This is a genomic window from Planococcus sp. ANT_H30 (assembly GCF_008369335.1).
Taxonomy (GTDB): Bacteria; Bacillota; Bacilli; order Bacillales_A; family Planococcaceae; genus Planococcus; species Planococcus kocurii.
This window is the reverse complement of the sequence record NZ_VOBJ01000001.1, coordinates 810,256-837,249: the sequence shown is the minus strand read 5'-3', so window position 1 is coordinate 837,249 and position 26,994 is coordinate 810,256. Positions and strand designations below refer to the sequence as shown.

The window sequence follows — 26,994 nt, the reverse complement described above, 5'->3', positions numbered from 1 at the left end:
AATGAAAAAAAGAATCCAGTAGAAGAGGTGCGTAGCATGAAATTGTATAAATGGACGGGGCCACAAGATCAAGTCGAACAAATTAAGGCAGACCAACCAAATGCGAACATGACCCAGTTACAGAATGAGAAAGAAGCTGTTGTGCTTTACGAGGCAGGAGACGGGACAACTTTACGCAACGCAGAAGCGTATGAAGTGTTAAACGCTGTGGGCCATATTGAGGACGGCGGCTACGCGGTTTTTAACAATATTCCGGTAACAGATGAAGGTCGCGATCTTTTTGAATCGCGTTTTCAAAACAGAGCTGGAATGGTAGAAAAAGAACCTGGCTTTGCAGCAATACGTGTACTGCGTCCGCTCTATTCGGATACTTATACTATTTTAACTTTATGGAAAGACGAGAAATCGTTTAAAGATTGGCAAGAGTCACAAGCATATGGTCATGCACATGCAAAACGTGGTACAAAAGAAGGGATAGACAAACGACCAAATATTTTTCCGCGACCTTCTTTTGTCACTACCTATACGAAGTAACATTAAAATAAGGCAGACGGAGAAAACGAATTGTTTTCCCGTCTGTTTTTGGTTCCAGAAATAGTGGACGCTACGTTTAGTAAAATCCAATAAGAGATATAGATGAAGAAAGCAATAAATAAAGAAAGGACAGTGACTTATGCATGAGTTTGATGAGGTATTCATCCAAATCTTGGTGTTATTGGCCATTGCGATTACAGTTGTCGGGATTGCCAGAAAAATCAAGCAACCAGACACCATTGCATTAGTTCTGGTAGGTCTTTTGCTGGGAACGACTAGCTTACCATTTCCATTCATTGACATGGCCGAAGAATTTATTACACAATCGGAAGTTTTCCAAGTGATCATCATTTCTTTGTTTTTACCTATCCTGCTTGGTGATGCTACGTTAAAGCTTCCTTTTCATCATTTATACAAACGAAGAAAGACCGTATTAGGCCTTGCTTTAGGTGGAACATTTATATCGTTTGTTGTGATCGGGTTTTTAACTCATTTTTTACTAGGTCTTCCTTTAGCGGTCGCTTTTACGTTTGCGGCATTGATGAGCGCAACCGATCCAATCAGTGTCTTATCCATCTTTAAATCTGCAGGGGTTTCAGAAAAGCTTTCCACAATTATGGAAGGCGAATCTCTTTTTAATGACGGAATTGCGATCGTCTTATTTCAAATCGCGTCTGTTTATTTACTGACTTATATTGATATGGGCTGGGCAGGCTTAGGCAGTGGTGTGTTGCTATTTCTTCGTTTTGCTGTAGGAGGCATATTGGTTGGTGTCATTCTGGGGTACCTCTTTTCACAAGTTATTCGCTTTTATGACGATTATCCTTTTGAAATTGCCATCTCTGCATTATTGTTTTTCGGGAGTTATTTTATCGCAGAGCATATACACGTGTCTGGAATCATCGCTGTAGTAGCAGGAGGGTTTGTTTTTAATGATTACGGCGGTAAAATCGGGATGTCAGAGTTAACGAAAAATGCGATTAATACATTTTGGGACGTCATCACACTTATTGCGAATTCGTTAATTTTTTTGATTGTCGGATTGGAAATTCGCAATATCGATTTTTCTGGCCAATGGTTGATCATCTTATTGGCCATTGTCATCGTTTTAGTGGCGAGAGTTGTTGCTCTGTTTTTCAGTACAATGCCGGCTAAAGACTTAAATCGTAAAGAGCGGATTTTATTGAACTGGGGCGGGTTAAAAGGCAGCTTATCGATTGCCTTAGCATTAAGTCTTCCGGCAAGTTTCGACGGACGTGAAACGATTTTAATCTTAACGTTTGCGGTCGTCCTGTTTTCTTTAGTCATTCAAGGCTTAACCATCAAACCATTGATTAAACTGCTAGGACTTCAGTCAAGATAAACCCAATCATACAAATGAAAATAAACCGCCCCTAAAATAAAAGGGTCGGTTTTTGCTATAAATTTATCGAATTTCTCCATTCGCAACGTCCCGGTAAAAAGAACTGGCGCAAACAATAGGTGCTGTATTGAAAAAGCCGAGTGAATCGGGCTATAATGAGAAGGTTATTATTTGACGGGGAGGCGGAGAGACATGCAAAAGACAGTACAAATAAAACTGACAACGACGATCCGTCAGCCGGAAATGGAAGAACAAGTAATGGTATTGGAATCTCGAGGGACATTAACGGAGAAAAACCAGCTGCGCTATTTGCAGTATGCCGAGCAGCAAGATGACCTTGAAATTCGGACGATGGTTAAACTTCAAGAAAATGAAGCGGTGATTATGAGAAGCGGCGGCTTGCAGATGCGGCTCCCTTTTTTATTACATAAAGAACAAACCGGCAATCTGACAAATGAACAAGGATCGTTTATGTTGACGACGAAAGCGCATGAACTGTTGATCAGTGATACACGATTCAAGGTCCGATACGATATGGCATTAGGGTCAGAACATGTCGGTGAATACGAAATGGAAATACAATTTATGGAGGCTAAATAATGAATGCAGTAGAACAAGTTCAACACGCCATTAAAACAGCATTTGCGGAAGCAATCGAAAAAGCAGAGTTAACAACAGAATCAGTTGAAGTACAGTTGGAATCACCGAGAGATAAAACAAATGGCGATTATGCAACGAATATTGCGATGCAATTAACACGTTTGGCGAAAAAGCCACCTCGTGCAATTGCCGAAGCGATTGTAGCAAATCTTGATAAAGATGCAGCGAACATCCAAACAGTAGATATTGCTGGACCCGGATTTATCAACATTACAATCAAAAAAGATTATTTGCAGGACGTTGTCAAAACGGTACTAGAGCAAAAAGTAGATTACGGGCGTTCAACGGCAGGCGGCAATGAGCGCATCCAAGTCGAGTTTGTTTCGGCTAATCCAACTGGAGACCTGCATTTAGGGCATGCGCGTGGCTCGTCAGTCGGCGATTCGCTATGCAACATTCTAGACTTGGCTGGATATGATGTATCTCGTGAATATTATATTAACGATGCCGGTAACCAAATTAACAATTTGGCTTTATCGATCGAAGCGCGTTATTTTGAAGCACTTGGCAAAGGCGACAGCATGCCAGAAGATGGCTACCGTGGCCAAGATATTAAAGACATCGCAGAAGCGCTGGTTCAAGAACATGGCGATAAATTTGTTAGCATGACGCATGAAGAGCGTTTTGAAACATTCCGTCAACACGGGTTAAAAGTGGAATTAGCTAAACTGCAACAAGATTTAGCAAACTTCCGCGTTGAGTTTGATGAATGGTACCCAGAATCATCCTTATACAAAAACGGTAAAATCGATGAAGCATTAGCTAAGCTCCGTGCAAATGGTCATGTCTTTGAAGAAGAAGGCGCTACATGGTTCCGGTCAACAACATTTGGAGATGACAAAGATCGTGTCTTAATTAAAAATGATGGCACGTATACGTATTTAATGCCGGATATTGCCTACCATGAAGATAAATTGCAACGCGGTTTTGGCAAGCTGATCAACGTTTGGGGTGCTGACCATCACGGTTATATTCCACGGATGAAAGCAGCGATCGAAGCGCTTGGTTATGACCGTGATACACTTGAAGTGAGCATTATTCAAATGGTGCAATTGTACAAAGACGGCGAAAAAATGAAGATGAGTAAACGTACAGGAAAAGCGGTAACGATGCGCGAACTAGTCGAACTAGTTGGACTAGATGCCGTTCGTTATTTCTTCGCGATGCGTTCAGGCGATTCGCATATGGACTTTGATTTGGATTTGGCCGTTTCACAGTCCAACGAAAACCCGGTTTATTACTCGCAATATGCGCATGCTCGTATTAGCTCAATCTTGCGTCAAGCAGAAGAACAAGGTTTACTAGCTTCAGAAGAGCATTTAAACTTGTTGACTTCTGAAAAAGAAATTGATGTTTTGAAAAAAATTGGGGATTTCCCACAAGTCATCGCAGATGCAGCGAAACAACGTGCACCTCACCGTATTACAACGTACATTCAAGAATTGGCGTCAAATTTCCATAGTTTCTACAATGCCAATAAAGTATTAGATGCAGCAAACGCCGAAATGACAAGTGCTCGTTTGGCATTGATCACGGCTGTGAAAACAACGTTAGCGAATGCACTCAAAACAGTCGGCGTCGAAGCTCCTGAAAAAATGTAAGCGAAAGCTAAACGGTTACGTGTATAATGAAACAGAATTAGAACTTAATAGCGATTCATAAAGGTGCTTATGTCTAAGAACATGAGTTAAAAGGGAAGCCGGTTCAACTCCGGCGCGGTCCCGCCACTGTATGTGAGAGGAATTTGCAATATGCCACTGAAGCAATGCTTTGGGAAGGTGCAAACACCAATGATCACAAGCCAGGAGACCTGCCTTTATGACAACACACCCATATGCCTGCGAGGAAAGGCTGGATGCGCATGCTTTTTTATGGCGTCCTTTCAATCCCTCGCAGAACTTTGCGGGGGATTTTGTTTTGTGTCAGTTTTAAGTAGTCCACAAATCAGCGTCCGCCTGCAGCGATTTTTTATAACAAAAACACGACACTCTAGGGGGATTTTAATGATGAACAAGTTTTGGGAGTTTGGAGCAACAGCGGGATTAGCAGCCGTTTTACTAGCAGGATGTGGAGATGCGGCAACACCTGAAGAGGATGTCGAAACACCAGCAGAACCACCGGCAGAAGTAGCGGAAGTTGAATATCCGGTAACCATTACAGATGCAGTCGGAGATGAAATTGTTATTGAAGAAGAGCCAGAAGCTATTGTCTCAATGATTCCATCGAATACAGAAATTGCTTATGAATTAGGATTAGGTGAAAAAATGGTCGGCGTATCCGATTATGATAACTACCCAGAAGAAACAACGGATGTTGAAAAAATTGGGGGACAAGAATTTAATGTAGAAAAAATTATTAGCCTTCAGCCAGACTTAGTACTTGCACACGAATCGGGACTAGGTGTTGGAGATGCTGGATTGCAACAATTACGTGATGCAGGCCTTGACGTATTCGTCGTTCAAAATGCGGCTAGTTTTGAAGAAGTTTACGATTCAATTACAGAAATTGCACAAGCGACAGGAACGATGGAAGCAGCAGAAAAACTAGTTTCAGAAATGGAAGTCCAAGTGGCTGAAATCGAAGAACTGGCAGCAACAATTGAAGAACCCAAAACGGTCTTTTTAGAAGTCGGCAGCCAACCGGACATTTACACAACGGGAAGCGGCACATTCATGGATGAAATGTTGACATTGATTAATGCGGAAAACGTTGCTGGCGAATTAGAAGGATGGGTTATTATGGACCCAGAAGCAATCGTTGCAGCAAATCCGGATGTTATGATCACGACAGAAGGCGATTATGTTGAAGATGCAGTCGGTCAAATTAAAAAACGTGGCGGCTTTGCAGAAGTAACAGCTGTTAAAGAAGATGCCATCTACAGCTTAAATTCGGATATGCTCACTCGTTCAGGACCACGTTTAACTGCAGGACTAATGGAAATGGCACAGGCAGTTTATCCTGATGTTTTCAATGAGTAAACATCTAGTAGCATACAGCGTCTCTCTGCTGATTTTAGTAGGAGCCGTATTGCTCGGGGTGACCGTTGGAACGGTTTCTATTTCACCAGTTGTGCTGTGGAATCCGTCATCAGATGAAGCGGCGGCCAATATTTTATGGAATATTCGCATGCCTCGCGTAATTTTGGCAGGGCTTGTTGGAGCAGCGCTAGCGATTGCGGGTGCTGCGTTCCAAGGGCTTTTAAAAAATCCATTGGCCGATCCTTACACCCTGGGAGTGTCTTCCGGTGCCTCAGTCGGCGCTGTGACGACGCTCTTTTTTGGCATTTCGATACCGTTTTTAGGACCCTTCACCTTACCGGTTATGAGCATGATCGGAGCATTGCTGACGATGTTTGCCGTTATGAGCTTTGCAAAACTGGTGGATCGCTCGATGAAAATGGAAACGGTCATTTTAACTGGAATTATCTTTAGTTCATTTCTTGGATCAATTATTTCTTTAATGATTGCTTTAACAGGAGAAGAGTTACGGCAAATTATCGGGTGGCTGCTCGGCAGTGTGTCTATGCGTGGTTGGCCATATGTTCGAATGGCGTTGCCGTTTGTGTTAATCGGTTCTTTCATATTATGGCTAAAGCGTCGTGAATTAAATGCGATGCTGTTTGGTGAAGAACGCGCGCAGCACTTAGGCGTAGATGTCAAAAAGAGCAAAATGACGATTTTGATTGGGGGATCGGTACTAACAGGAGCGGCTGTTTCGGTTTCTGGAACGATCGGTTTTGTCGGATTGGTCGTTCCGCATATGACCCGTTTATTATGGGGATCGGATCATCGCCACGTTTTGCCTTTGTCGTTTATTAATGGAGCCGCTCTTTTGATCGTTTGTGATTTGGTATCACGAACGATTATCTCACCAACAGAATTGCCAATTGGTGTTATTACGGCGTTTATCGGCGCACCGGTATTTGCCTTTATCTTTTTCCGGCAGCGCAAAGGAGGGGCTTAACAATGCTTGAAATAAATGGTCTAACAGGTGGCTACGGCGATAAAAATATCGTAAAAGACGTATCTTTTACTGTGAAGAAAGGCTCTATTCTAGGTATTTTAGGGCCAAATGGTAGCGGCAAATCGACCTTAATGAAATTAATTAGTGGTGTATTACCAGCTGAAAGCGGCGAAGTTCGAATCGAAGGTATGTCGGTTGCAGATTTTCCAGCTAAAGAACTAGCGAAAAAAATGGCGGTATTGCCTCAATTGCATACACACGCCTTTTCCCATACAGTTCGAGAAACGGTCTCGCTTGGCAGGTATCCGCATCAAGGGGGCTGGTTTTCATCATGGTCTGAAGAAGATGAGCGGACCGTTGTAGAAGCCATGCGCTTGATGGACATTAGCCATTATGAAAAAACGCAAATTGACCGGATGTCTGGTGGCGAACAACAGCGTGTTTTCGTCGCACAAGCATTAGCGCAAGATTCGGGCATTTTACTATTAGATGAACCAACGAACCACTTAGATATTAACCATCAAAAGGAATTGCTCGATACCATTAAAAAGCAAGCTATTGAAAAAGAGTTAACCATTGTTTCGATTTTTCACGATATCAATTTGGCGTCTATGTATTGCGATCAATTATTGTTGCTTGACCGGGGTCAAGTTGTTCGAATGGGTGAACCACATGAAGTGGTTCGCGAACAGGATATTGAACGGGTCTATAAGACACGAGTTAGCAATCACCCACATCCTGAATTACCAAAGCCGCAAATCACTTTATTGCCAGGAGTTAAGAATGCTTCAGCCATCTTCAAAATTCGGGCAGAAGAATTTCAGATTTCTAAAGACATGGTGCTATACAAAAGCCCCATTCCGTTAAAAACGGTTTCCTCAGCAGTCGTCAATGCAGGCTCCGGATGGTTCCGGAATTTTATGAACCGCCATGTGGATGCGTTTTATAATGTAGATGACAGTGTTCACGAAATGACGGAGTATATTGCGGGAAATGGCTTGAAGACGACGGATACAGTAGGAATGATGACAGCGGTTCAAACGCAAGATGCCATTGTTAAAGAATATGCAGGTCCTTTTGGTTCGGTCGTTATTGCGGTAACTGCAGGCGTTGGAAACGGTGTGGATGTCTCAAAAGCAGTAGAACGTACGCTACGCGTTGGTACCATCAACACATGGATACTAGTTAATGGAGTTTTGTCGGATGAAGCATTTATCCAAGCAATGATTACGGCGACTGAAGCCAAAACGAAAGCACTTCAACAAGAGCAAGTTGAAGATCCGCTGACTGGCACAATTGCAACCGGAACATCGACTGATAGTTGTTTGGTTGCGGCAACGCAACAAGGGGAACAATTGCCTTATGCAGGACCAATTACCGAGCTTGGAAAATTAATCGGTGTTGGCGTTTTTGAGTGTACTGTCGAAGCGCTCAAATTATATGAACTAGCGAAAGCGAAAAATTGATAATGGCACATATTATCGCTATAGCGCTAGGTTTAACCATCGATCGTATCGTTGGAGATCCGCCAAATTGGCCGCATCCGGTTCGCTGGATCGGCACAGCAATAAGCACATTAACGCGTCGCTGGAACAAGGGGGCAAACGCCTACCGAAACGGCTTTTTGTTAGTAGGAACTATTGCCTTGACCGTGTTCTTGATTGTTTATCTAGTTGTCGCACTGGCGTACTCGTTGAATCTTTTTGTAGGAATTGTCTTAGAAGCTTTACTGATTGCTTCTGGACTTGCCCAGAAGAGCTTAAAAGACGCAGCGATGGATGTTTACACGCCGCTGATCGATAAAGATATGGTGTTGGCACGTGAAAAATTATCTTGGATTGTCGGCAGAGATACAGCTGGCTTGAATGAAAGTGAAATAACGCGAGGCGTTGTTGAAACGGTTTCTGAAAATACGAGCGACGGTGTGACCGCGCCATTATTCTGGGCATTTTTGCTTGGGGCACCTGGAATATGGTTGTATAAAGCGGTCAATACGCTGGATTCAATGGTCGGTTACCATAATGAGGAATTTGAGAAGTTTGGCTTTGCTTCAGCAAAAACCGATGATGTGCTGAATTTCATTCCGAGTCGGTTAACCGGCTTTTTGATTTTAATCATGACAGAAAACAAACAGGCACTGTCCTTACATCAGCGTTTTGCGAAATGGCTACAAGATGCACCCAAGCATCCAAGTCCAAACAGTGGTTGGTTAGAAGCGGCTACAGCGGTGCAACTGGGCATTGAGCTCGGTGGTGTAAATCGTTATCGTGGAGTCGAGACTTACCGTGCACGAATGGGAATCCCGATTTATCCATTAGAAGCACGACATATTCATGACACTGTTGGACACATGCAACGAGTCACCATTGGATTTTTCATTTTATTTGTTTTAGGAGGGGTCTTGCTTGGTATTGCCTAATCACGGAGCTAATCCACTACATCTGTATAAACAAGCTGGAATCACTCCCCCCGAGCAAATTGTGGATTTCAGCGAAAACGTTCATCCGTTCGGTCCACCTGCATTCTTGGCAGAACAGTGGCCCAAAATGCTAGAACGGGTCGGAACTTATCCCGATCCACAAGGAGAACCGTTTCGCACAGCAGCAGCAAAATTTCATCAAGTAAAAGTAGACCAACTGGCTATAGGGAACGGTGCAGCTGAGATTTTCACTTGGTTAGCTAGAAGATATCGCAATCAACAAGTTGTATTAATCGAACCGGCATTTTCTGAATACCGCCAAACGCTAGAATCGGAAAACGTTCAGATCAGAGTGATTCAGCTGGGACCAGAAAATGGCTGGAAATTGACGTTGGAAAAACTTCAACCCGCCATTGTAGGCTGCACGGCGCTGTACATTTGCAACCCACAGAATCCTACAGGTATTTTGTTAGACCTCGACACACTTAAAAAAATAGCGCAAGCTTGTTTAAATCAAAACTGCGAACTGGTACTTGATGAAGCCTTTATCGATTTTATTGGCGAACAAGTTTCTTTTATGCCGTTTTTACAGGAATTTCCGAATGTTATCATTGTTCGTTCGATGACCAAAATGTATGCAATTCCTGGGTTGCGACTGGGCTATGCGGTTAGTCAAACTGAAACAATCGATCAATTAAAGCAAGGAGCGGCACATTGGAATGTTAATGCCTTGTCCGCTGCGATTGGAGCAGATTGTCTGAAAGCAGCCAGTTATCGCCTCAAGGTGATTGGAGCCGCTTCAGCAGAACGACAGAAGATGCAGCAGTTTTTTAGTAGAAATCATTGTCGAACAACTGATTCTGCCGCTAATTTTTTGTCGTTTCAGTTGCCAGACCCGTATGATTCTCAAGCGTTTTTCGTAGAACTATTAAAAAAAGGAATGGTCCTTAGACACACGGAATCGTTCCGAGGAATGGATGGCAAGTGGTTCCGGATCGGCATGAAGTCAACGGAAAATATGGAGAAACTTCGGGAGGCGATTGCAGCATGGCTCGAGGTCAATTAGTTTTTATCAGTGGTGGAGTTCGTAGTGGCAAAAGCGCTTATGCAGAAATGCTTGTACGTGATACTGGCAAGGGCCGGAGGATTTATTTGGCTAGCGGTCAAGCTTATGATGAAGAGATGATAGAGCGCATTGAACGTCATCGAAAAGATCGGCAGGAAGATGGCTGGCTAACTATTGAGCAAGCCTACAGTATGGCAAATGTGTTACAAGAGCTTGAACCGGACGATTTAGTGCTATGGGACTGCGTAACAACGTGGCTTGCCAATGAACTTTATGAAGGTTGGGAAACGGGCAATATGTGTGCTGACATTGAAGACTGCATGGAGCAGAAATGGGGTAAGTTACAAGAGACGATTCTGGAAATGTTGAATACAGTCCATTCGTTGACAATTGTCTCAAATGAAGTATTAGACGACTTTGTGCGAGATCGACTGTACCAAAGCTGGCTTGGGCGTATTCATATTTGGCTCGTTCAGCAAGCTGATCAGGCACTCGAAATGGAAAATGGGTTGTCATTTAGAAGGAAGTGAAAAAATGCGTGGAATAATGATTCAAGGAACTTCATCAGATGTCGGAAAAAGCATGATATGTACAGCTTTTTGTCGAATTTTTTCTGATGAAGGATTCGAAGTAGCTCCTTTTAAATCGCAGAACATGTCGAACAATTCCTACGTCACAATACTTGGCGAAGAGATTGGTCGCGCGCAAGGTGTTCAAGCAGAAGCAGCGCGTGTTTTAGCGACCGTAGACATGAATCCAATCTTACTGAAACCTGAAAGTGGTATGAAATCGCAAGTGATTTTATTTGGTAAAAAACTTGAAACGATGGATGGTATGGATTACCGAGCACAGTTTTACGAAAAAGGATTGAAAGCAATCGATCAAGCACTAGCGAATTTGGCGCAAGACTTTACTCATCTAGTTATTGAAGGAGCTGGCAGTCCAGCTGAAGTCAACTTAAACGACCGCGAGATAGTTAATATGACGGTTGCTAAACGTGCAAATGTTCCGGTAATTTTAGTAGCCGATATCGAACGAGGTGGTGTTTTTGCATCGATTATCGGAACGCTCGCTTTAATACCCGAAAAACAGCGAGTTAAGGGTCTAATCATTAATAAATTCAGAGGCGACGTACAGCTTTTTGAAGAGGGTATCCGTTTTCTTGAATCGTATACAGGCATACCGGTACTCGGAGTTATCCCTCATATGGATCGTCATGAAATCGAGCAAGAAGATTCGCTTGGAGTTCAAGCTGTCCAGCAGATATCCAGAGTTGAACATGCGATTGAACTAGTTGTCTGCAAACATCCTTATATGTCAAACTTCACAGATATTGAACCTTTTCTCAAAGAACCAGATATCACCATTCGTTGGGCTGAAACGGTTGCTGATATTGGACATCCAGATATCTTGCTGTTACCAGGCACGAAAAGCACCATTGCAGATCTGCGCTACTGGAAACAGCAAAAGCTTGGAGCCAAACTGAGTGAACTGTACGGCAACACATGGATTGTCGGTTTGTGCGGAGGCTTTCAACTGTTTGCTGAAACCTTAACAGATCCAAAAGGTTACGACGGCACAGCAGTAGAAAATGAAGAAGGATTTAGCTTGATCCCATCTATGCATGTGGAGTTTCAAAAGCAGAAAATGGTTCGACGCCAGAGAGGTACAGTAAAGTTTGAACATGCAGAAGTTGAAGTCGCAGGTTATGAAATTCATCACGGTAAAGTGACAGCATCCGCTTATCCGCTTATGCATTGTGGAGATAATGGAGAGGGTTATTTTCATAATCGGCTACTAGGCACACATCTACATGGTTTTTTTCAGGATCTACACTGCCGTACTGCGTTTCTCGCACCCATTCGAAGGCAGAAAAATCTACCAATACCTTCACCTGAAGTAGTGAAGGATCCTTTTGATCGCTGGGCCGGACATGTTAAAAGTCATCTCGACTGGGAGAAAGTCATAGAAATAATGGAAGCCGATCAATGAGCCGGCAGCTAAGAACAGGCCTTTTATTAGCGCTTCAATTTTTTTCAGTGATCCCGGTGAAAAAACAATTACCAATGGAAAAAATTCATATTACGGCGATGTATGCGATGCTGCCACTAGTAGGCATCCTTTTCGGCAGTGTTCTAGCAGTGTCGGTTTGGTTGTTACGTGATGCGACGGATGTCAGTTCATTGCTAATCGGCTTTGTCGTTGTCGCAATCGGCCTGGTGGTAACCGGAGGATTGCATATGGACGGACTGGCAGATACGGGCGATGCTTATTTTTCTTATCAAGACCGAGAAAAACGCTTAGCTATTATGGCAGATCCGCGGATTGGTGCTTTTGGAACGATGGTGTTACTACTGGCGATTGTTGGAAAAGTGATTGTCGTGGCCGAATCGGTAGACTCTGTTTCTCTAGCAGTGATTTTATGGATTCCTGTTTTTTCAAGAATTGGCATGCTGGCCTTGTTCAGCTCAACCAAGTCAGCAAAACTTGATGGACTTGCAGCATTCTTTCAGCAACGGACAAATCATAAAGTCGTCTGGCTACTGGCGGTTGCATGGCTGGTTTTTAGCTTTGCTGTGACCGTTTGGAGTACGACTAGTTGGATTGCGCTGATTTTGTTGGTGCTGTTACTTGCCTCACTTTGGCTGTACCGCGCTTGGTGCCTAAAGAATTTTGGCGGTGTTACAGGTGATTTGTTCGGCGCTTATGTGGAAGGAGTGGAAATTTTATTATGGATCAGTCTTTTGTTCTTCGTTTAATTCGCCATGCCGCTACACGAGGCAATGAACAAAAACGCTATATCGGTTGGACCGATGAATCCATTTTGCCCTTTAAAGCCACGCCTGACCTGCAGATAAAAAAAGTTGTGGGCAGCGATTTAAAGCGGTGTCGAGAAACTGCTGCTATCCTGTTTCCCAATGCAGTTTACCAGGCAAACAGAAATTTTCGGGAATGTCATTTCGGTCAATGGGAAATGAAAACTTACGATGAGTTGAAAAGTAGTCAACTGTATCGGAACTGGATAGATCACCCTTGGCAGATCAGACCACCAAGTGGTGAAAGTCTCGCTGACATGGCGGAGCGAGTCGAACGAGGTCTGAAGAAACTGCCAGAAGGTAAAGCGATTACGCTCGTTCTTCACGGCGGACCGATTCGTTACTTAATTGCTGAAGCTTTGGGTGACAAATTTCAAAATCAAACTGCGCTGCATGGTGGTTGCCACATGTTAACGTGGCAGAGTCGCCAAGCGTTCGAGGAGCGTGAATTATGCACATCGTTTTCGGTGGAGCCTTTAACGGCAAACGGCAATACGTAAAAGAGCAATTGAAAACCCATAATGTTGACTGGAATGAAGCTCGGTTACCTGAAATAGCAACTCGAGAAACCGTCGTTATTGCAGGTTTAGAAAATTGGGTGAGACAACAACTTGAACAAGGTTTTTCAGAACAGTATATGATAGAACAAGTAAGGAAAATAGCTGGCCAGAAACAACTGTTGCAAATTTGGGTGCTGACAGATTTGAATCGCGGCATCGTGCCGACTGAGCGGATCGAGCGTGAAATGCGCGACGTTCTTGGCCGGTTGTATCAATTTTTATTTCATGAAGCAGAAAGTATTACACGAATTTGGTACGGCATTCCACAAACAATAAAAGGGGCGGATCAAGATGAAAATTTACACAAAAACAGGCGATAAAGGGCAAACTAGTTTAATCGGAGCACGTACGGATAAAGATGCACCACGCGTAGAAGCCTATGGCACTATTGACGAAGTGAATTCGTTTATTGGCAAGGCGATGACGGAATTGGCACCGGAAAAATACGCCGATTTGTTAGAAGACCTAGAAGCGATACAAAACGAATTATTCGATTGCGGCGGAGATTTAGCTGACGTTCGAAAAGAGCCGAATTTTAAGATGACGGAAGTACCCGTTGAAGTTTTAGAAAAACGCATCGATGAACTAATGGAAGAACCGCCACTACTTGAACGCTTCATTTTACCAGGAGGATCACCAGCAGCTGCAACTTTGCATATTGCACGTACGATTACGCGTCGTGCTGAGCGACAAACAGTGACGTTGATGAGATCAGGCGAAGAGTTTCCACTAGTCGTTCAACGTTATTTAAACCGTTTATCGGATTATCTATTTGCGGCATCGCGTGTCGTCAATTCACGTGCAGGTGTGCCAGATAATGAGTATGTTCGTAGCGCTAAAGTCTTTAAAGGCGGCGGACGCGGCAAGAAATCGGCCGAGTGAGATGACAACAAAAAAATTAGCGCTTGCGGCGTTATTTATTAGTTTATCGGCAATCGGCGGGATGATTAAAATTCCGCTTGGCATCACGTCTATTGCGCTCGATTCGATGCCCGCATTAATTGCGGTGCTGTTTTTTACAGCACCTCTGGCAGCTATCATTGCGGCATTTGGTCACTTGATTTCGGCGCTATTTGGCGGTATGCCACTCGGACCATTACACCTGATGATTGCAGTCGAAATGTGGCTTGTTGTTTGGCTGTTCGCAAAACTGCATCAAGCAGGTAGGCATTGGTTGAAATGGCTGGCATTTGTTATCGGCAATGGAGTAGTAGCGGCAGTGCCGTTTTACTTTTTGCTGTCGCCTGCATTTTTTTATGCGTCCGTGCCAGGACTGTTAATTGCTGCTTCTATTAATGCAGCAGTTGCTGCTCTTTTAATGCCGTATGTCCTAAAAGCTAGTGGAGGTTCACACTATGCGTCACGAAATATGGATTGATGACTTTGTCATTACGTCGGACAATGCAGCAGGAATTGGTGAAAAACAGCACGACATCATCTATGCGCCTAATGCCACTACTGCGAAGTTTGCGGCACGCGTCGCGCTACTTGAACAATGGGCTGCAGGTAGCGAACCAGACGCAGTGCTGCTTCATAACTTTAGTGGAGCTGCTGAGTGGAACGATTACGTTACGGGTCTAACTGAACTATTTACTGAAGCAGAAACGCTAGTGCCCTCCATTTCGGGAAGTACAGAAAGCAATATGCCGACGCTGCAATCGGGTATTTCTGTAACAATGATTGGTAAACGAAAAAGAAATTTTATGCCGGCAGATGCTCTTAGGTGGTTTGCTTATGGTGTTCCACTTGTTGGGGAAGACGTGCTGACTAAGGTGGATCAAATTGCGGATCTTGTTCTCCTCAAGACAGCCCTTGAAACAGCCTTGATCGAACGTATTTGGCCAGTCGGTTCAAAAGGAATCGCACAAGAGTTTGAGTTATTGATGGAGCGTCGTGTGGGAATATCCACTGCGCTTAACACAGAAACTTCTGGCGGTCCGGCGACGTGTGTTTTGGTCGGTGTACAGCACAGTAAAGCTGAATACGCTCAGCGTTACTTTGGGGAAAATCTTTTTGAGATAGAGTTTAGATAGAGAAAAGCATCATCCATTCTTTAGGATGATGCTTTTTATTTATAGAGTAGAAAGTCAAGAGAGTTCTGCACCTAGCATTTTTTCAGCGTACATCTAACAAATTTTTCTTATATAAATACAAGTAAACTCTGACAATTTAAAAATTATTCAAAATATAAGTTGACTGAGTGCTCATTCATATTTTAATATAGAACATAGTATCGACAAGCTGCTGTCATTCACGTAAACTTTGAGTAAGTTATTTTTAGAATATACACACAAGGGGGATCTCGCGATGGAACCATTGTTAATTGCAAACTGGATTTTATTCATAGCTGTAACCGCTTACGCAGTTTATCTCTTCATCTATTTATTGAAGTCGAGATATGATTTTATCCAACTCGGTAAAAAAGTCGAGTTTGAAGAAAATTTTAACGAGCGTTTGCGTAAAGTTATGGTCAACGTATTTGGTCAGAAAAAATTATTGAAAGATAAGAAGAGCGGGACCATTCACGTTATGTTCTTCTATGGCTTCTTGTTAGTTCAAGCGAGCGCTATTGATTTTATTATTAAGGGGTTATCGCCAGATTCACATTTACCGCTTGGACCTCTTTACCCAGCGTTTACTTTTTTCCAAGAAATTGTGACGTTAACCATTTTGGTTGCTGTGATTTGGGCGTTTTACCGACGTTATATTGAAAAGCTTGTTCGCTTGAAACGCGGATGGAAATCAGGACTTGTTCTTATTTTCATCGGTGGATTAATGGTAACAGTACTGATCGGTAACGGAATGAACATGATTTGGCACGGCCATGAAGCTGCCTGGACTGAACCAGTTGCTTCTTTAGTCGCGGGCGCATTTGCTTGGTTACCTGAAGCTGCAACCATTTCGATTTTCTACGTGATGTGGTGGGCACATTTGCTATTCCTGCTGACGTTCTTAGTTTATGTACCACAATCAAAACACGCTCACTTAATCTTCGGACCAGTGAATACATGGTTCCACAGAGTAGATCATGTAGGTCGCTTAAAGCCAATCAACTTTGAAGAAATGGAAGACGAAGAAGATCCGGATGCGATGCCATCATTTGGAGTCGGGAAAATCACTGATTTCTCACAAAGCCAAATGATTGATTTCTATGCTTGTGTAGAATGTGGACGCTGTACGAATATGTGTCCAGCGACGGGGACAGGGAAAATGTTGTCGCCGATGGATTTGATTACGAAATTACGTGACAACCTGACAAACACAGGTGCTGTCATGACGCAGAAAAAACCTTGGGTGCCGGCAATGGCATTCAATAATACGCAAGGAAACCAGTTGGCAATGGCTGCGGGCGCTGAAGGCATTACAATCGACGAACTATACAGCCCGAGCTTAATTGGAGACGTTATTACAGAAGAAGAAATTTGGGCGTGTACGACTTGCCGAAACTGTGAAGACCAATGTCCAGTTATGAACGAGCACGTAGACAAAATCATTGATCTTCGCCGTTATTTAGTAATGACAGAAGGAAAAATGAATCCGGATGCGCAGCGCGCGATGACAAACATCGAACGTCAAGGAAATCCTTGGGGTCTTAACCGTAAAGAAAAAGAAAATTGGAGAGATGCACGTCCAGATATTCAAATTCCGACAGTGAAAGAAATGAACAAAGCAGGCGAAGAGTTTGAATTCCTATTCTGGGTTGGCTCGATGGGATCATTCGACAGCCGTTCGCAAAAAATTGCTTTGTCATTTGCTCGATTGATGAACGAAGCAGGCGTGAAATTCGCCATTCTCGGTAACAAAGAGAAAAACTCAGGCGATACACCACGTCGACTTGGTAATGAATTCTTGTTCCAAGAATTAGCGACAGCTAATATTAAAGAGTTCGAAAAAGCGGAGATTAAGAAAATCGTTACAATCGATCCGCACGCTTACAATATCTTTAAAAACGAATACCCGGATTTTGGTTTTAAAGTTGAAGTTTATCACCATACGGAAATGTTGTTTGATCTCGTTCAAGAGGGACGTCTAAAACCACAATTCCCGGTAAACGAACGAATCACATTCCATGATTCTTGTTACCTTGGTCGCTACAACGATGTTTACGATGCCCCGCGTGAAATACTGAAAGCGATTGAAGGCGTAGAATTAGTTGAAATGAAACGTAATCGTGAAGACGGCATGTGCTGTGGAGCTGGTGGCGGAATGATGTGGATGGAAGAAGATGTAGGCCACCGTGTTAACGTTGCCCGTACTGAGCAAGCACTTGAAGTTAGCCCGACGATGATTTCTTCTGGCTGCCCGTATTGCTTAACCATGTTATCAGACGGAACAAAAGCGAAAGAAGTCGAAGAACAAGTTGGCACATACGACGTAGCTGAACTATTGGAAATGGCGGTTCTTGGAAACATGGCACCAGAGCCGGAAGCAATTGTTCAATAACTAGCAGCCTCGTGAAGATTTTCTTGAGTTCTTCTGGTCAAATTAATGAGCCAGCAATAAATAATTGATTAATGACAGAAGATTGAGTAGAATAACAGCATAAGTAATAAAAAAAAGGGAGTAGAATACTCCCTTTTCTTTTCGGTAAAAATCGAGCGAGCGTTCAGTCACTAAATGAACTAAAAATAATTCGAGTGATTTATTTGTCACGAAGCTAGTAGACCCATGCAAGAGCATGGCGTTTGAGTCGTGTAGTTTACACGATATCCGAACACAATATAAGAGGTATTTCTTTTTTTAAAAGAAGTTGAAACCGTTTTCAAGAAAGCACAAAGGGAGGAAAATCATCATGGCAAAAACAGTCATTATCGACGGGGCACGTACGGCATTTGGGAAATTCGGAGGTAACTTGAGTACGCTAACAGCAAGTGACCTTGGAGCAGAAGCCATCAAAGCCGCGATGAGCCGTGCAGCTATTCAACCAGAAGACGTTCAAGAAGTGATCATGGGTAATGTGTTGCAAGCAGGACAAGGCCAAATTCCTTCTCGTCAAGCTGCGACAAAAGCAGGGATTCCATACAACGTAAAATCTGAAACGATCAATAAAGTCTGTGCATCGGGTATGCGCAGTGTCACCTTAGCCGATCAACTTATCCGTTTAGGTGATGAAGAAGTCATTGTTGCAGGTGGCATGGAATCGATGTCCAATGCACCTTATTATTTACCAAAAGCACGCTGGGGTCTTCGTATGGGAGACGCTCAAGTCGTCGACGGCATGGTTCATGACGGTTTGTCATGCTCATTCCACCCAGACCGTGTTCACATGGGAACTTACGGCAACTCAACTGCTGAAGACTTTGACTTGTCTCGTGAAGAGCAAGACGAGTGGTCAGCTCGTTCGCATGAACGTGCGATCAAAGCAAAAGATTTGTTTGCAGAAGAAATTGTGGCAATCGACATTCCGCAACGCAAAGGAGATCCAATTACAGTTGATGTGGATGAAGCTCCGCGCGCCAATTCAACAATTGAAGCATTAGCAAAGCTAAAACCAGCATTCGGTAAAGATGGCACCATTACTGCTGGAAACGCACCTGGAATTAATGACGGAGCGGCGGCACTTGTCTTAATGAGTGAAGAACGAGCACAAAAAGAAGACAAAAAAGTTTTGGCTCACATTCTTTCACATACAGAAGTCGCAATCGAACCACATCGTTTCCCAGAAACTCCTGGAATCGTCATCAACGAGCTATTAAAGAAAACAGGTAAATCGTTAGACGACATCGATTTATTCGAAATTAACGAAGCGTTTGCAGCAGTTGCATTAGCGAGTTCAAAAATTGCTGGGCTTGACGCTGAAAAAGTGAACGTCAATGGGGGGTCTGTAGCACTTGGTCACCCAATTGGTGCAAGTGGTGCACGCATTATTCTGACACTCGCTTACGAATTAAAACGTCGCGGAGGCGGCATCGGTATCGCAGCAATCTGCTCAGGTGGCGGACAAGGCGACGCGATTATGATCAGCGTTCCTAAGGAGGAAAAATAAGCATGTCGATTCAAAACGTAATGGTTATTGGTGCTGGACAAATGGGTTCTGGCATCGCACAAGTGTGTGCACAAGCAGGATTAAATGTGAAGTTAAACGATATGAAACAAGAAGCATATGATAAAGGGATTGCAACAATCACAAAAAACTTATCGCGTAATGTTGAAAAAGGTCGCATGACAGAAAAAGAAAAAATAGCGGTTCTTAGCCGTATTACATCTTCACTAGACTTAAAAGACGCACACGATGTCGATATTGTCATTGAAGCAGCGGTTGAAAACATGGCGATTAAACATAGCATTTTTAAAACACTCGACGAAGTAGCGCCAAAGCACGCAATTCTCGCAACAAATACGTCGTCGTTACCAATCACAGAAATTGCGGCAGTAACCAACCGTCCTGAACAAGTAATTGGCATGCACTTTATGAACCCAGTGCCAATCATGAAGTTGGTGGAAATTATTCGTGGCTTGGCGACATCGGATGAAGTGTATAAAAAAGTGGAAGAAATGACTGTGCAATTGTCAAAAACTCCAGTAGAAGTAAATGATTTCCCAGGGTTTGTCGCCAACCGCATTTTGATGCCGATGATCAATGAAGCAATTTTTACCCTGCAAGAAGGTGTGGCAACAAAAGAAGCCATTGATGACATTATGAAGATGGGCATGAACCATCCAATGGGACCACTCGAATTGGCTGATTTCATTGGACTCGATACATGCCTTTATATTATGGAAGTACTGCATGAAGGATTCGGCGACAGCAAATACCGTCCGAGCCCATTATTGCGCCAATACGTAAAAGCGGGATGGCTTGGTAAGAAAACCGGTCGTGGATTTTACAGCTACGCATAACATTAGGAGGAAACATTATGGATTTGCACTTTACAGATGAACAACTTATGATGCGCAACATGGTGCGAGATTTTGCAAAAGAAGAAATTACTCCTTTTATTGAAAAAATGGAAGAAGGCGAATTTCCAACAACCATTTTAAAGAAAATGGGCGAACTTGGACTGATGGGCATTACCGCTCCTGAAAAATACGGCGGTGCTGAAATGGATTTTACTTCTTATATCACAGCTATTCATGAATTATCAAAAGCGAGCGGCGTCATTGGCGTCATTCTTTCTGTTCATACATCAGTTGGGACAAATCCAATTTTGAACTTTGGGTCACAACAACAAATTGAAAAATATGTACCAAAACTAGCAAGTGGCGAATACTTAGGCGCATTTTGTTTAACAGAGCCTGCAGCAGGATCTGATGCAGGAAGCCTTAAAACAAAAGCCGTTTTAGACGGTGATGCTTATATCTTAAACGGTTCGAAAGTGTTCATTACGAATGGTGGGGCAGCTGATACGTATATCGTTTTCGCTTCAACAAAACCTACCGCAGGTTCTCGTGGAATTTCAGCTTTTATTGTTGAAAAAGGAACGCCGGGTCTAATTATCGGTAAAAACGAAAAGAAAATGGGACTTCATGGTTCGAAAACGGTTCAATTAACTTTCGAAAACATGCGTGTACCAGCTGAAAACTTATTAGGCGAAGAAAATAAAGGGTTCAGTATTGCGATGGCGAATTTGAATGTGGGACGCATCGGTATCGCGGCACAAGCACTCGGCATCGCGGAAGCGGCTTACGAATACGCTGTGGCGTATGCAAAAGAGCGTGTACAATTCGGTAAGCCAATTGCGCAGCAGCAAGGCATTGGCTTTAAACTAGCAGACATGGCAACACAAGTAGAAGCGGCAAAACTGTTGGTTTACAACGCAGCAGACTTGTATTCAAAAGGTAAAGACTGCAACAAACAAGCTTCTATGGCAAAACTTTTCGCTTCAAAAGCAGCGATGGACGTAACCATTGAAGCCATTCAAGTGTTTGGCGGCTATGGCTATACAAAAGATTATCCAGTCGAGCGTTTGTTCCGAGATGCCAAAGTAACAGAAATTTACGAAGGCACAAGTGAAATTCAACGTATTGTAATAAGCAAACAACTAACCAAATAATCGGAGGAATAAAAATATGAATTTTCAACTATCTGAAGAACACGAAATGATCCGCAAAATGGTAAGAGATTTCGCCAACAAAGAAGTGGCACCCACAGCAGAAGAGCGCGACGAAGAAGAGCGTTTTGACCGCGAAATCTTTGATAAAATGGCTGAACTTGGCTTAACAGGAATTCCATGGCCAGAAGAGTACGGCGGAATTGGCTCAGATTATTTGGCGTATTGCATCGCAGTTGAAGAGTTATCACGCGTTTGTGCATCAACAGGCGTTACACTTTCAGCACATACTTCACTTGCTGGATGGCCCGTGTACACATTCGGAACAGAAGAACAAAAACAAAAATACCTTCGCCCAATGGCTGAAGGTACAAAAATTGGTGCATACGGATTAACAGAACCATCTGCAGGGTCTGACGCAGGCTCTATGCGCACTTCTGCACGAGAAGATGGCGATCACTACGTCTTAAACGGCTCGAAGATTTTCATTACCAATGGTGGCATCGCCGATATCTATGTGGTTTTCGCAGTAACAGATCCAGAATCGAAACATAAAGGCACGACGGCGTTCATTATTGAAAAAGACTTTGAAGGTTTCTCGGTCGGTAAAAAAGAGCGTAAGCTAGGCATTCGTTCAAGTCCGACAACGGAAATTATTTTTGACAACTGCCGCGTACCAAAAGAAAATGTCTTAGGCGAACTGGGTCAAGGCTTTAAAATAGCGATGCAAACGCTTGACGGCGGCCGTAATGGCATCGCAGCTCAAGCGGTCGGAATCGCACAAGGTGCACTTGACGCTTCGATCGATTACGCCAAAGAGCGTGAGCAATTCGGTAAACCAATTATGGCAAACCAAGGAATTTCCTTTAAACTAGCGGACATGGCGACTTCCATTGAAGCTTCTCGTTTGTTGACATACCAAGCTGCTTGGCTTGAGTCGAACAAATTGTCTTATAGCAAAGAGTCGGCAATGGCAAAATTGATGGCAGGTGACACGGCGATGAAAGTAACTGTGGAAGCGGTTCAAGTATTTGGTGGCTACGGTTATACGAAAGATTACCCGGTTGAACGCTTTATGCGCGATGCAAAAATCACCCAAATTTATGAAGGTACTCAGGAAGTCCAACGTCTAGTTATTTCTCGGATGGTTACGAAATAAGCGGAGGGGTGCCTTATGGACAAAAAGCGTGAAATTGAGTCTTCCGTAAAAGATGAAAGCTTGATCGAAAAGCGCCGTGAACAAATGATTCGCGGGGCTGTCACGCTTTTTAAGGAAAAAGGCTTTCACCGGACGACGACTAGGGAAATTGCCAAAGCAGCTGGCTTTAGCATTGGAACTTTATATGAATATATCCGGACGAAGGAAGATGTATTGTATCTTGTTTGTGACTCGATTTATGACGAAGTACATGCACGTCTCGACAAACTTGATATCGAACAAGGGTCTGTTAGCGTTCTGGCGATGGCGATTGAACATTACTACATTTTGATTGACGAGATGCAAGACGAATTTGTTGTCATGTACCAAGAATCCAAATCATTGCCAAAAGACGCTTTAGGCTACGTGCTGAATAAGGAACTCCAAATGGTCGCGATTTTTGAACGATTACTGACACAATGCGTCGAGAAGAACGAAATCGACATGACACCCAAAGAAGTGGTCATGGCGGCTCACCATTTATTTGTACAAGGACAGATGTGGGCTTTCAGACGCTGGGCTTTAGACGATTTCACCATTCAAGAATTTATCCATATCCAAACTAAGTTTCTTTTGCAGGGGATGGCAGGAGAACACATTTCAATACAGGGGGCTTAATTATAATGGCTATCATTGAAGAATCGAAAACCTATCAGCCGAAAAATCATATTCGCTTTGTTACAGCTTCTAGTTTGTTTGACGGCCATGACGCGTCCATCAATATTATGCGTCGGATTTTGCAGTCGAGCGGTGCCGAAGTGATTCACTTAGGGCACAACCGTTCTGTTGAAGAAGTAGTCAATGCGGCAATCCAAGAAGATGTTCAAGGGATTTGTATTTCTTCTTATCAAGGCGGTCATATGGAGTACTTTAAGTATATGTATGATTTATTAAAGGAAAAATGCGCGTCGCATATCCGCATTTACGGCGGTGGCGGTGGCGTTATTTTGCCACGCGAAATCAAAGAACTTGAAGCTTACGGCGTTGCGGGTATTTTTTCACCTGAAGATGGGCGAAAAAAAGGCTTGCAAGGCATGATCACTGAAATTGTTGAGGAATGTGATTTCTCAACGGTAAAAGAAAATCAGTCTTTTGAAAACTTAACAACTGAAGAACCGGTTGTACTGGCGAACGTCATTACAGCGGCTGAAGAAGCCCACACGCGAGATACAGATACAGATGAATTGTTGAGGTTGGTTCGTGAACAAACGAAAAACACACCGATTCTTGGAATTACGGGAACAGGCGGAGCTGGTAAAAGTTCGTTAACAGATGAATTGATTCGTCGTTTCTTATCAGAACTTCCAGACAAAAAAATCGCCATTTTGTCTATTGACCCGACCAAACAAAAAACGGGCGGGGCACTTTTAGGTGATCGTATCCGCATGAACGCTATTTTCAACAAACGCGTCTTTATGAGGAGTCTTGCAACACGTGGTTCGCGTTCTGAATTGTCAGGCGCAATCGGTGATGTATTGGATGTTGTGAAAGCAGCAGATTTTGACTTGATTATCGTTGAAACGAGCGGGATTGGTCAAGGCGATGCAGAAATCGCGAATTTCTCAGACGTATCGATGTATGTGATGACAAGTGAATTTGGTGCGCCGTCACAGCTTGAAAAAATTGATATGATTGATTATGCAGATTTAATTTGTATCAATAAATTCGAACGCAGCGGTTCACAAGATGCGCTTCGTCAAGTGCAAAAGCAGTACCAGCGCAGCCGCCTGTTGTGGGATAAAGAGCTAGATGATATGCCGGTTTACGGCACCATCGCAAGTCAGTTTAACGATAAAGGCACGAACTCGTTGTTTGCGGCATTAGTAGGGACGATTAATGAAAAATGTGGAACCGATTGGGAAACGGATTACGACAAATTCGTTAAAACGCAAAAAGAAAACCTCATTATTCCAAACGAACGTCGCTATTATTTGCGTGAACTGACGGATACAATCCGTGGCTATCACGCGAAAACGAAAGAGCAATCTGCTTTTGCACGCCGTCTGTTCCAATTAGAAGGAGCAATCGAAGCGGTAAAAGAAAAAGCGCCGGATGATGCATTAGTTGCTTCACTCGAGTCGCTTGCAGAAGGTGTTCGTGATGAACTAACAGCCGAATCAAAACGCATTTTAAACAACTGGGATGCCTTAAAAGAAATGTATGCGGGGGACGAGTTTGTTACGACGGTACGTGACAAAGAAATTCGTACCATTTTGCGTACAGAAAGCTTGTCTGGCATTAAAGTGCCTCGCGTTGTCTTGCCGAAATTCGTTGATTACGGTGAAATTTTGTCATGGGTTTATTTGGAGAATGCTCCAGGTTCATTCCCTTACACAGCTGGTGTATTCCCGTTCAAACGTGCTGGAGAAGATCCAAAACGTCAGTTTGCAGGAGAAGGTACACCTGAACGCACCAATCGTCGTTTCCATTACTTATCAAAAGACGACGATGCGAAACGTTTGTCAACAGCGTTTGACTCGGTAACGCTTTACGGCGAAGACCCGGATCACCGCCCGGATATTTACGGGAAAGTCGGCGAGTCTGGTGTATCCATTTGCACATTAGATGACATGAAGAAATTGTATGAGGGGTTTGACCTTTGCGCACCGTCGACTTCTGTATCGATGACCATCAACGGACCGGCGCCAATCATTTTGGCGATGTTCATGAACACGGCAATTGATCAGCAAGTAAAAATCAATGAAGAAAAACTGGGTCGCACGTTGACTGTAGAAGAATTCACAGAAGTTCGTGAAGGCACGCTGCAAGTGGTTCGTGGAACCGTACAAGCAGATATTCTAAAAGAAGACCAAGGACAAAATACGTGTATCTTCTCAACTGAATTTGCATTACGTATGATGGGCGATATTCAGCAATACTTTATCGACCATAAAGTACGTAACTACTATTCAGTATCAATTTCTGGCTACCACATTGCAGAAGCGGGCGCGAATCCGATTTCACAATTGGCGTTTACCCTGTCGAACGGCTTCACGTACGTGGAATACTATTTGAGCCGCGGCATGAAAATCGATGACTTTGCACCAAACTTGTCGTTCTTCTTCTCGAACGGACTAGACCCGGAGTATACGGTTATTGGACGTGTAGCACGTCGCATTTGGGCAGTTGTCATGCGCGATAAATACGGTGCCAATGAACGTAGCCAAAAGCTGAAATACCACGTACAAACATCAGGCCGTAGTTTGCACGCTCAGGAAATTGATTTCAATGATATCCGGACAACGCTTCAAGCGTTAATGGCGTTGCAAGACAACTGTAACTCATTGCACACCAACGCTTACGACGAAGCCATCACAACGCCGACAGAAGAATCGGTCCGTCGCGCAATGGCCATTCAAATGATTATCACCAAAGAACACGGTCTTTCGAAAAACGAGAACCCGCTACAAGGCGCGTTCATCATTGAAGAAATGACCCAATTGGTAGAAGAAGCGGTAATGACAGAATTTGACCGCATCAACGACCGCGGAGGCGTATTGGGCGCAATGGAAACACAATACCAACGCGGCAAAATTCAAGAAGAATCCATGCATTACGAAATGAAAAAACACACAGGCGAATTGCCGATTATCGGAGTCAACACATACTTGAATCCAAATCCGCAAACGGACGATGACATCAACTCGATGGAAATCGCCCGCGCCACAATAGAAGAAAAGGAAACACAAATCGGCAACTTGCGCGCTTTCCAAGAACGCCATGATTCGAGTGAAGCGTTAAATCGCTTGAAACAAGTAGCGAAAACTGGCGGCAACATCTTTGAAGAATTGATGGAAACTGTAAAAGTCGCAAGTCTCGGCCAAATCACCACCGCTTTATACGAAGTAGGCGGGCAATACAGACGCAATATGTAAGTAGAAGCTGGATAAAAAAGATGGAACACATGTCGAACGACATGTGTTCCATCTTTTTTGCACGGTACGAGAGAAATACGCACGGTACGAGAGAAATACGCACGGTACGAGAGAAATACGCACGGTACGAGAGAAATACGCACGGTACGAGAGAAATACGCACGGTACGAGAGAAATACGCACGGTACGAGAGAAATACGCACGGCACGAGAGAAATACGCAAGTTTCAACAAAAAACGCACACAACAAAAATCCTGCTTATCCGATAGAAAAACACAAATTAAAGAACTTTCTTTTTCAAAAGGATAGACAGTCGATATCCGTTTAGGTTTTCTGTATACTAAGAGAATATGCAACATCTGAAAAAAGAAGGATGAATCCTATGCGTAAAGCTATTCACTACATAATCATCGGAATCTGTGTCATACTGATTTTCTTCCTGTACAATAAAGCTTTGGGATCAATTCCATTTATGATTCTAGCAATCTATTTATTTTATTTTGGTTGGAGACAAATAGATCCAAGAAAAAAGAATACACGGTAGCGGAG

Annotated in this window: 24 protein-coding genes and 1 riboswitch; all 24 genes read left to right on the top strand. The window is 43.3% G+C overall.

Annotation, left to right across the window (positions count from 1 at the left end; genetic code table 11):
* The first annotated feature begins 36 nt into the window (after positions 1-36).
* Positions 37-534: an antibiotic biosynthesis monooxygenase family protein gene (locus FQ085_RS03905; protein WP_058384422.1), complete on the top strand. Its 498-nt coding sequence runs from the start codon at positions 37-39 to the stop codon at positions 532-534.
* A gap of 139 nt (positions 535-673) precedes the next feature.
* A complete protein-coding gene (locus FQ085_RS03900; RefSeq protein WP_058384423.1) occupies positions 674-1,897 on the top strand; it encodes a cation:proton antiporter in 1,224 nt (407 codons plus the stop codon).
* A 192-nt stretch (positions 1,898-2,089) separates the two neighbouring features.
* Positions 2,090-2,497 (top strand): YwiB family protein, encoded by a 408-nt coding sequence (locus tag FQ085_RS03895; protein ID WP_058384424.1) that lies wholly within the window; start codon positions 2,090-2,092, stop codon positions 2,495-2,497.
* Positions 2,497-4,158: an arginine--tRNA ligase gene (argS, locus tag FQ085_RS03890; protein WP_058384425.1), complete on the top strand. Its 1,662-nt coding sequence runs from the start codon at positions 2,497-2,499 to the stop codon at positions 4,156-4,158. The genes FQ085_RS03895 and argS overlap by 1 nt, the downstream gene beginning before the upstream one ends.
* A 44-nt stretch (positions 4,159-4,202) precedes the next feature.
* Positions 4,203-4,389, top strand: a riboswitch (cobalamin riboswitch).
* Positions 4,390-4,563: 174 nt separating this feature from the next.
* The gene (locus FQ085_RS03885; RefSeq protein ID WP_058386842.1) at positions 4,564-5,535 is read left to right on the top strand and encodes an ABC transporter substrate-binding protein; all 972 of its coding nucleotides are present in this window, start codon (positions 4,564-4,566) and stop codon (positions 5,533-5,535) included.
* Positions 5,519-6,520 carry a FecCD family ABC transporter permease gene (locus FQ085_RS03880; RefSeq protein ID WP_410477389.1) on the top strand — a complete coding sequence of 334 codons (1,002 nt, stop codon included), beginning with the start codon at positions 5,519-5,521 and terminating at the stop codon, positions 6,518-6,520. Before FQ085_RS03885 ends, FQ085_RS03880 begins: the two co-directional genes overlap by 17 nt.
* Positions 6,521-6,522: 2 nt before the next feature.
* Positions 6,523-7,986, top strand: coding sequence for an adenosylcobinamide amidohydrolase (locus FQ085_RS03875; RefSeq protein WP_149455983.1), 1,464 nt, complete (start codon positions 6,523-6,525; stop codon positions 7,984-7,986).
* Entirely contained in the window at positions 7,986-8,939 is a 954-nt protein-coding gene (cbiB, locus tag FQ085_RS03870) for an adenosylcobinamide-phosphate synthase CbiB (RefSeq protein ID WP_058386844.1), read from the top strand. The genes FQ085_RS03875 and cbiB overlap by 1 nt, the downstream gene beginning before the upstream one ends.
* The gene (locus FQ085_RS03865; RefSeq protein WP_058384427.1) at positions 8,926-10,005 is read left to right on the top strand and encodes a pyridoxal phosphate-dependent aminotransferase; all 1,080 of its coding nucleotides are present in this window, start codon (positions 8,926-8,928) and stop codon (positions 10,003-10,005) included. The genes cbiB and FQ085_RS03865 overlap by 14 nt, the downstream gene beginning before the upstream one ends.
* Positions 9,987-10,535: a bifunctional adenosylcobinamide kinase/adenosylcobinamide-phosphate guanylyltransferase gene (locus FQ085_RS03860; RefSeq protein ID WP_149455982.1), complete on the top strand. Its 549-nt coding sequence runs from the start codon at positions 9,987-9,989 to the stop codon at positions 10,533-10,535. The genes FQ085_RS03865 and FQ085_RS03860 overlap by 19 nt, the downstream gene beginning before the upstream one ends.
* 4 nt (positions 10,536-10,539) lie before the next feature.
* Positions 10,540-11,997 (top strand): cobyric acid synthase, encoded by a 1,458-nt coding sequence (locus FQ085_RS03855; RefSeq protein WP_149455981.1) that lies wholly within the window; start codon positions 10,540-10,542, stop codon positions 11,995-11,997.
* The gene (cobS, locus tag FQ085_RS03850) at positions 11,994-12,764 is read left to right on the top strand and encodes an adenosylcobinamide-GDP ribazoletransferase (RefSeq protein WP_149455980.1); all 771 of its coding nucleotides are present in this window, start codon (positions 11,994-11,996) and stop codon (positions 12,762-12,764) included. Before FQ085_RS03855 ends, cobS begins: the two co-directional genes overlap by 4 nt.
* Complete coding sequence (locus FQ085_RS03845; RefSeq protein ID WP_058384431.1) at positions 12,737-13,321, top strand: histidine phosphatase family protein; 585 nt, start codon at positions 12,737-12,739, stop codon at positions 13,319-13,321. Before cobS ends, FQ085_RS03845 begins: the two co-directional genes overlap by 28 nt.
* A complete protein-coding gene (locus FQ085_RS03840; protein ID WP_058384432.1) occupies positions 13,273-13,701 on the top strand; it encodes a bifunctional adenosylcobinamide kinase/adenosylcobinamide-phosphate guanylyltransferase in 429 nt (142 codons plus the stop codon). Before FQ085_RS03845 ends, FQ085_RS03840 begins: the two co-directional genes overlap by 49 nt.
* On the top strand, positions 13,673-14,263 hold the full coding sequence (locus FQ085_RS03835; RefSeq protein ID WP_058384433.1) for a cob(I)yrinic acid a,c-diamide adenosyltransferase: 591 nt from the start codon (positions 13,673-13,675) through the stop codon (positions 14,261-14,263). Before FQ085_RS03840 ends, FQ085_RS03835 begins: the two co-directional genes overlap by 29 nt.
* Positions 14,199-14,759 (top strand): ECF transporter S component, encoded by a 561-nt coding sequence (locus tag FQ085_RS03830; RefSeq protein ID WP_262499748.1) that lies wholly within the window; start codon positions 14,199-14,201, stop codon positions 14,757-14,759. The genes FQ085_RS03835 and FQ085_RS03830 overlap by 65 nt, the downstream gene beginning before the upstream one ends.
* Positions 14,737-15,414 (top strand): hypothetical protein, encoded by a 678-nt coding sequence (locus FQ085_RS03825; protein WP_058384435.1) that lies wholly within the window; start codon positions 14,737-14,739, stop codon positions 15,412-15,414. The genes FQ085_RS03830 and FQ085_RS03825 overlap by 23 nt, the downstream gene beginning before the upstream one ends.
* A gap of 274 nt (positions 15,415-15,688) precedes the next feature.
* On the top strand, positions 15,689-17,824 hold the full coding sequence (locus FQ085_RS03820) for a (Fe-S)-binding protein (protein WP_149455979.1): 2,136 nt from the start codon (positions 15,689-15,691) through the stop codon (positions 17,822-17,824).
* Between the two features lie 349 nt (positions 17,825-18,173).
* Positions 18,174-19,367, top strand: a complete 1,194-nt coding sequence (locus FQ085_RS03815; protein ID WP_058384437.1) for an acetyl-CoA C-acetyltransferase — start codon at positions 18,174-18,176, stop codon at positions 19,365-19,367.
* Between the two features lie 2 nt (positions 19,368-19,369).
* The gene (locus FQ085_RS03810; RefSeq protein WP_071153036.1) at positions 19,370-20,221 is read left to right on the top strand and encodes a 3-hydroxybutyryl-CoA dehydrogenase; all 852 of its coding nucleotides are present in this window, start codon (positions 19,370-19,372) and stop codon (positions 20,219-20,221) included.
* 17 nt (positions 20,222-20,238) lie between these two features.
* Positions 20,239-21,375, top strand: coding sequence for an acyl-CoA dehydrogenase (locus tag FQ085_RS03805; protein WP_149455978.1), 1,137 nt, complete (start codon positions 20,239-20,241; stop codon positions 21,373-21,375).
* A 16-nt stretch (positions 21,376-21,391) separates the two neighbouring features.
* The gene (locus FQ085_RS03800; RefSeq protein ID WP_058384440.1) at positions 21,392-22,531 is read left to right on the top strand and encodes an acyl-CoA dehydrogenase; all 1,140 of its coding nucleotides are present in this window, start codon (positions 21,392-21,394) and stop codon (positions 22,529-22,531) included.
* Between the two features lie 15 nt (positions 22,532-22,546).
* Positions 22,547-23,188 (top strand): TetR/AcrR family transcriptional regulator, encoded by a 642-nt coding sequence (locus tag FQ085_RS03795; RefSeq protein WP_058384441.1) that lies wholly within the window; start codon positions 22,547-22,549, stop codon positions 23,186-23,188.
* A 5-nt stretch (positions 23,189-23,193) separates the two neighbouring features.
* Positions 23,194-26,445 (top strand): fused isobutyryl-CoA mutase/GTPase IcmF, encoded by a 3,252-nt coding sequence (icmF, locus tag FQ085_RS03790; RefSeq protein WP_149455977.1) that lies wholly within the window; start codon positions 23,194-23,196, stop codon positions 26,443-26,445.
* Positions 26,446-26,994: the final 549 nt, after the last annotated feature.

Bases quoted from the DNA above. Each gene is read 5' to 3' on its own strand.
- FQ085_RS03905 (WP_058384422.1), top strand. From the start codon at position 37: ATGAAATTGTATAAATGGACGGGGCCACAAGATCAAGTCGAACAAATT.
- FQ085_RS03885 (WP_058386842.1), top strand. From the start codon at position 4,564: ATGAACAAGTTTTGGGAGTTTGGAGCAACAGCGGGATTAGCAGCCGTT.
- FQ085_RS03840 (WP_058384432.1), top strand. From the start codon at position 13,273: ATGCACATCGTTTTCGGTGGAGCCTTTAACGGCAAACGGCAATACGTA.
- FQ085_RS03855 (WP_149455981.1), top strand. From the start codon at position 10,540: ATGCGTGGAATAATGATTCAAGGAACTTCATCAGATGTCGGAAAAAGC.
- cobS (WP_149455980.1), top strand. From the start codon at position 11,994: ATGAGCCGGCAGCTAAGAACAGGCCTTTTATTAGCGCTTCAATTTTTT.
- FQ085_RS03845 (WP_058384431.1), top strand. From the start codon at position 12,737: ATGGATCAGTCTTTTGTTCTTCGTTTAATTCGCCATGCCGCTACACGA.
- FQ085_RS03825 (WP_058384435.1), top strand. From the start codon at position 14,737: ATGCGTCACGAAATATGGATTGATGACTTTGTCATTACGTCGGACAAT.
- FQ085_RS03860 (WP_149455982.1), top strand. From the start codon at position 9,987: ATGGCTCGAGGTCAATTAGTTTTTATCAGTGGTGGAGTTCGTAGTGGC.
- FQ085_RS03800 (WP_058384440.1), top strand. From the start codon at position 21,392: ATGAATTTTCAACTATCTGAAGAACACGAAATGATCCGCAAAATGGTA.
- FQ085_RS03895 (WP_058384424.1), top strand. From the start codon at position 2,090: ATGCAAAAGACAGTACAAATAAAACTGACAACGACGATCCGTCAGCCG.
- FQ085_RS03900 (WP_058384423.1), top strand. From the start codon at position 674: ATGCATGAGTTTGATGAGGTATTCATCCAAATCTTGGTGTTATTGGCC.
- FQ085_RS03815 (WP_058384437.1), top strand. From the start codon at position 18,174: ATGGCAAAAACAGTCATTATCGACGGGGCACGTACGGCATTTGGGAAA.
- FQ085_RS03835 (WP_058384433.1), top strand. From the start codon at position 13,673: ATGAAAATTTACACAAAAACAGGCGATAAAGGGCAAACTAGTTTAATC.
- FQ085_RS03795 (WP_058384441.1), top strand. From the start codon at position 22,547: ATGGACAAAAAGCGTGAAATTGAGTCTTCCGTAAAAGATGAAAGCTTG.
- FQ085_RS03830 (WP_262499748.1), top strand. From the start codon at position 14,199: ATGAGTATGTTCGTAGCGCTAAAGTCTTTAAAGGCGGCGGACGCGGCA.
- FQ085_RS03820 (WP_149455979.1), top strand. From the start codon at position 15,689: ATGGAACCATTGTTAATTGCAAACTGGATTTTATTCATAGCTGTAACC.
- argS (WP_058384425.1), top strand. From the start codon at position 2,497: ATGAATGCAGTAGAACAAGTTCAACACGCCATTAAAACAGCATTTGCG.
- icmF (WP_149455977.1), top strand. From the start codon at position 23,194: ATGGCTATCATTGAAGAATCGAAAACCTATCAGCCGAAAAATCATATT.
- FQ085_RS03810 (WP_071153036.1), top strand. From the start codon at position 19,370: ATGTCGATTCAAAACGTAATGGTTATTGGTGCTGGACAAATGGGTTCT.
- FQ085_RS03880 (WP_410477389.1), top strand. From the start codon at position 5,519: ATGTTTTCAATGAGTAAACATCTAGTAGCATACAGCGTCTCTCTGCTG.
- FQ085_RS03805 (WP_149455978.1), top strand. From the start codon at position 20,239: ATGGATTTGCACTTTACAGATGAACAACTTATGATGCGCAACATGGTG.
- FQ085_RS03875 (WP_149455983.1), top strand. From the start codon at position 6,523: ATGCTTGAAATAAATGGTCTAACAGGTGGCTACGGCGATAAAAATATC.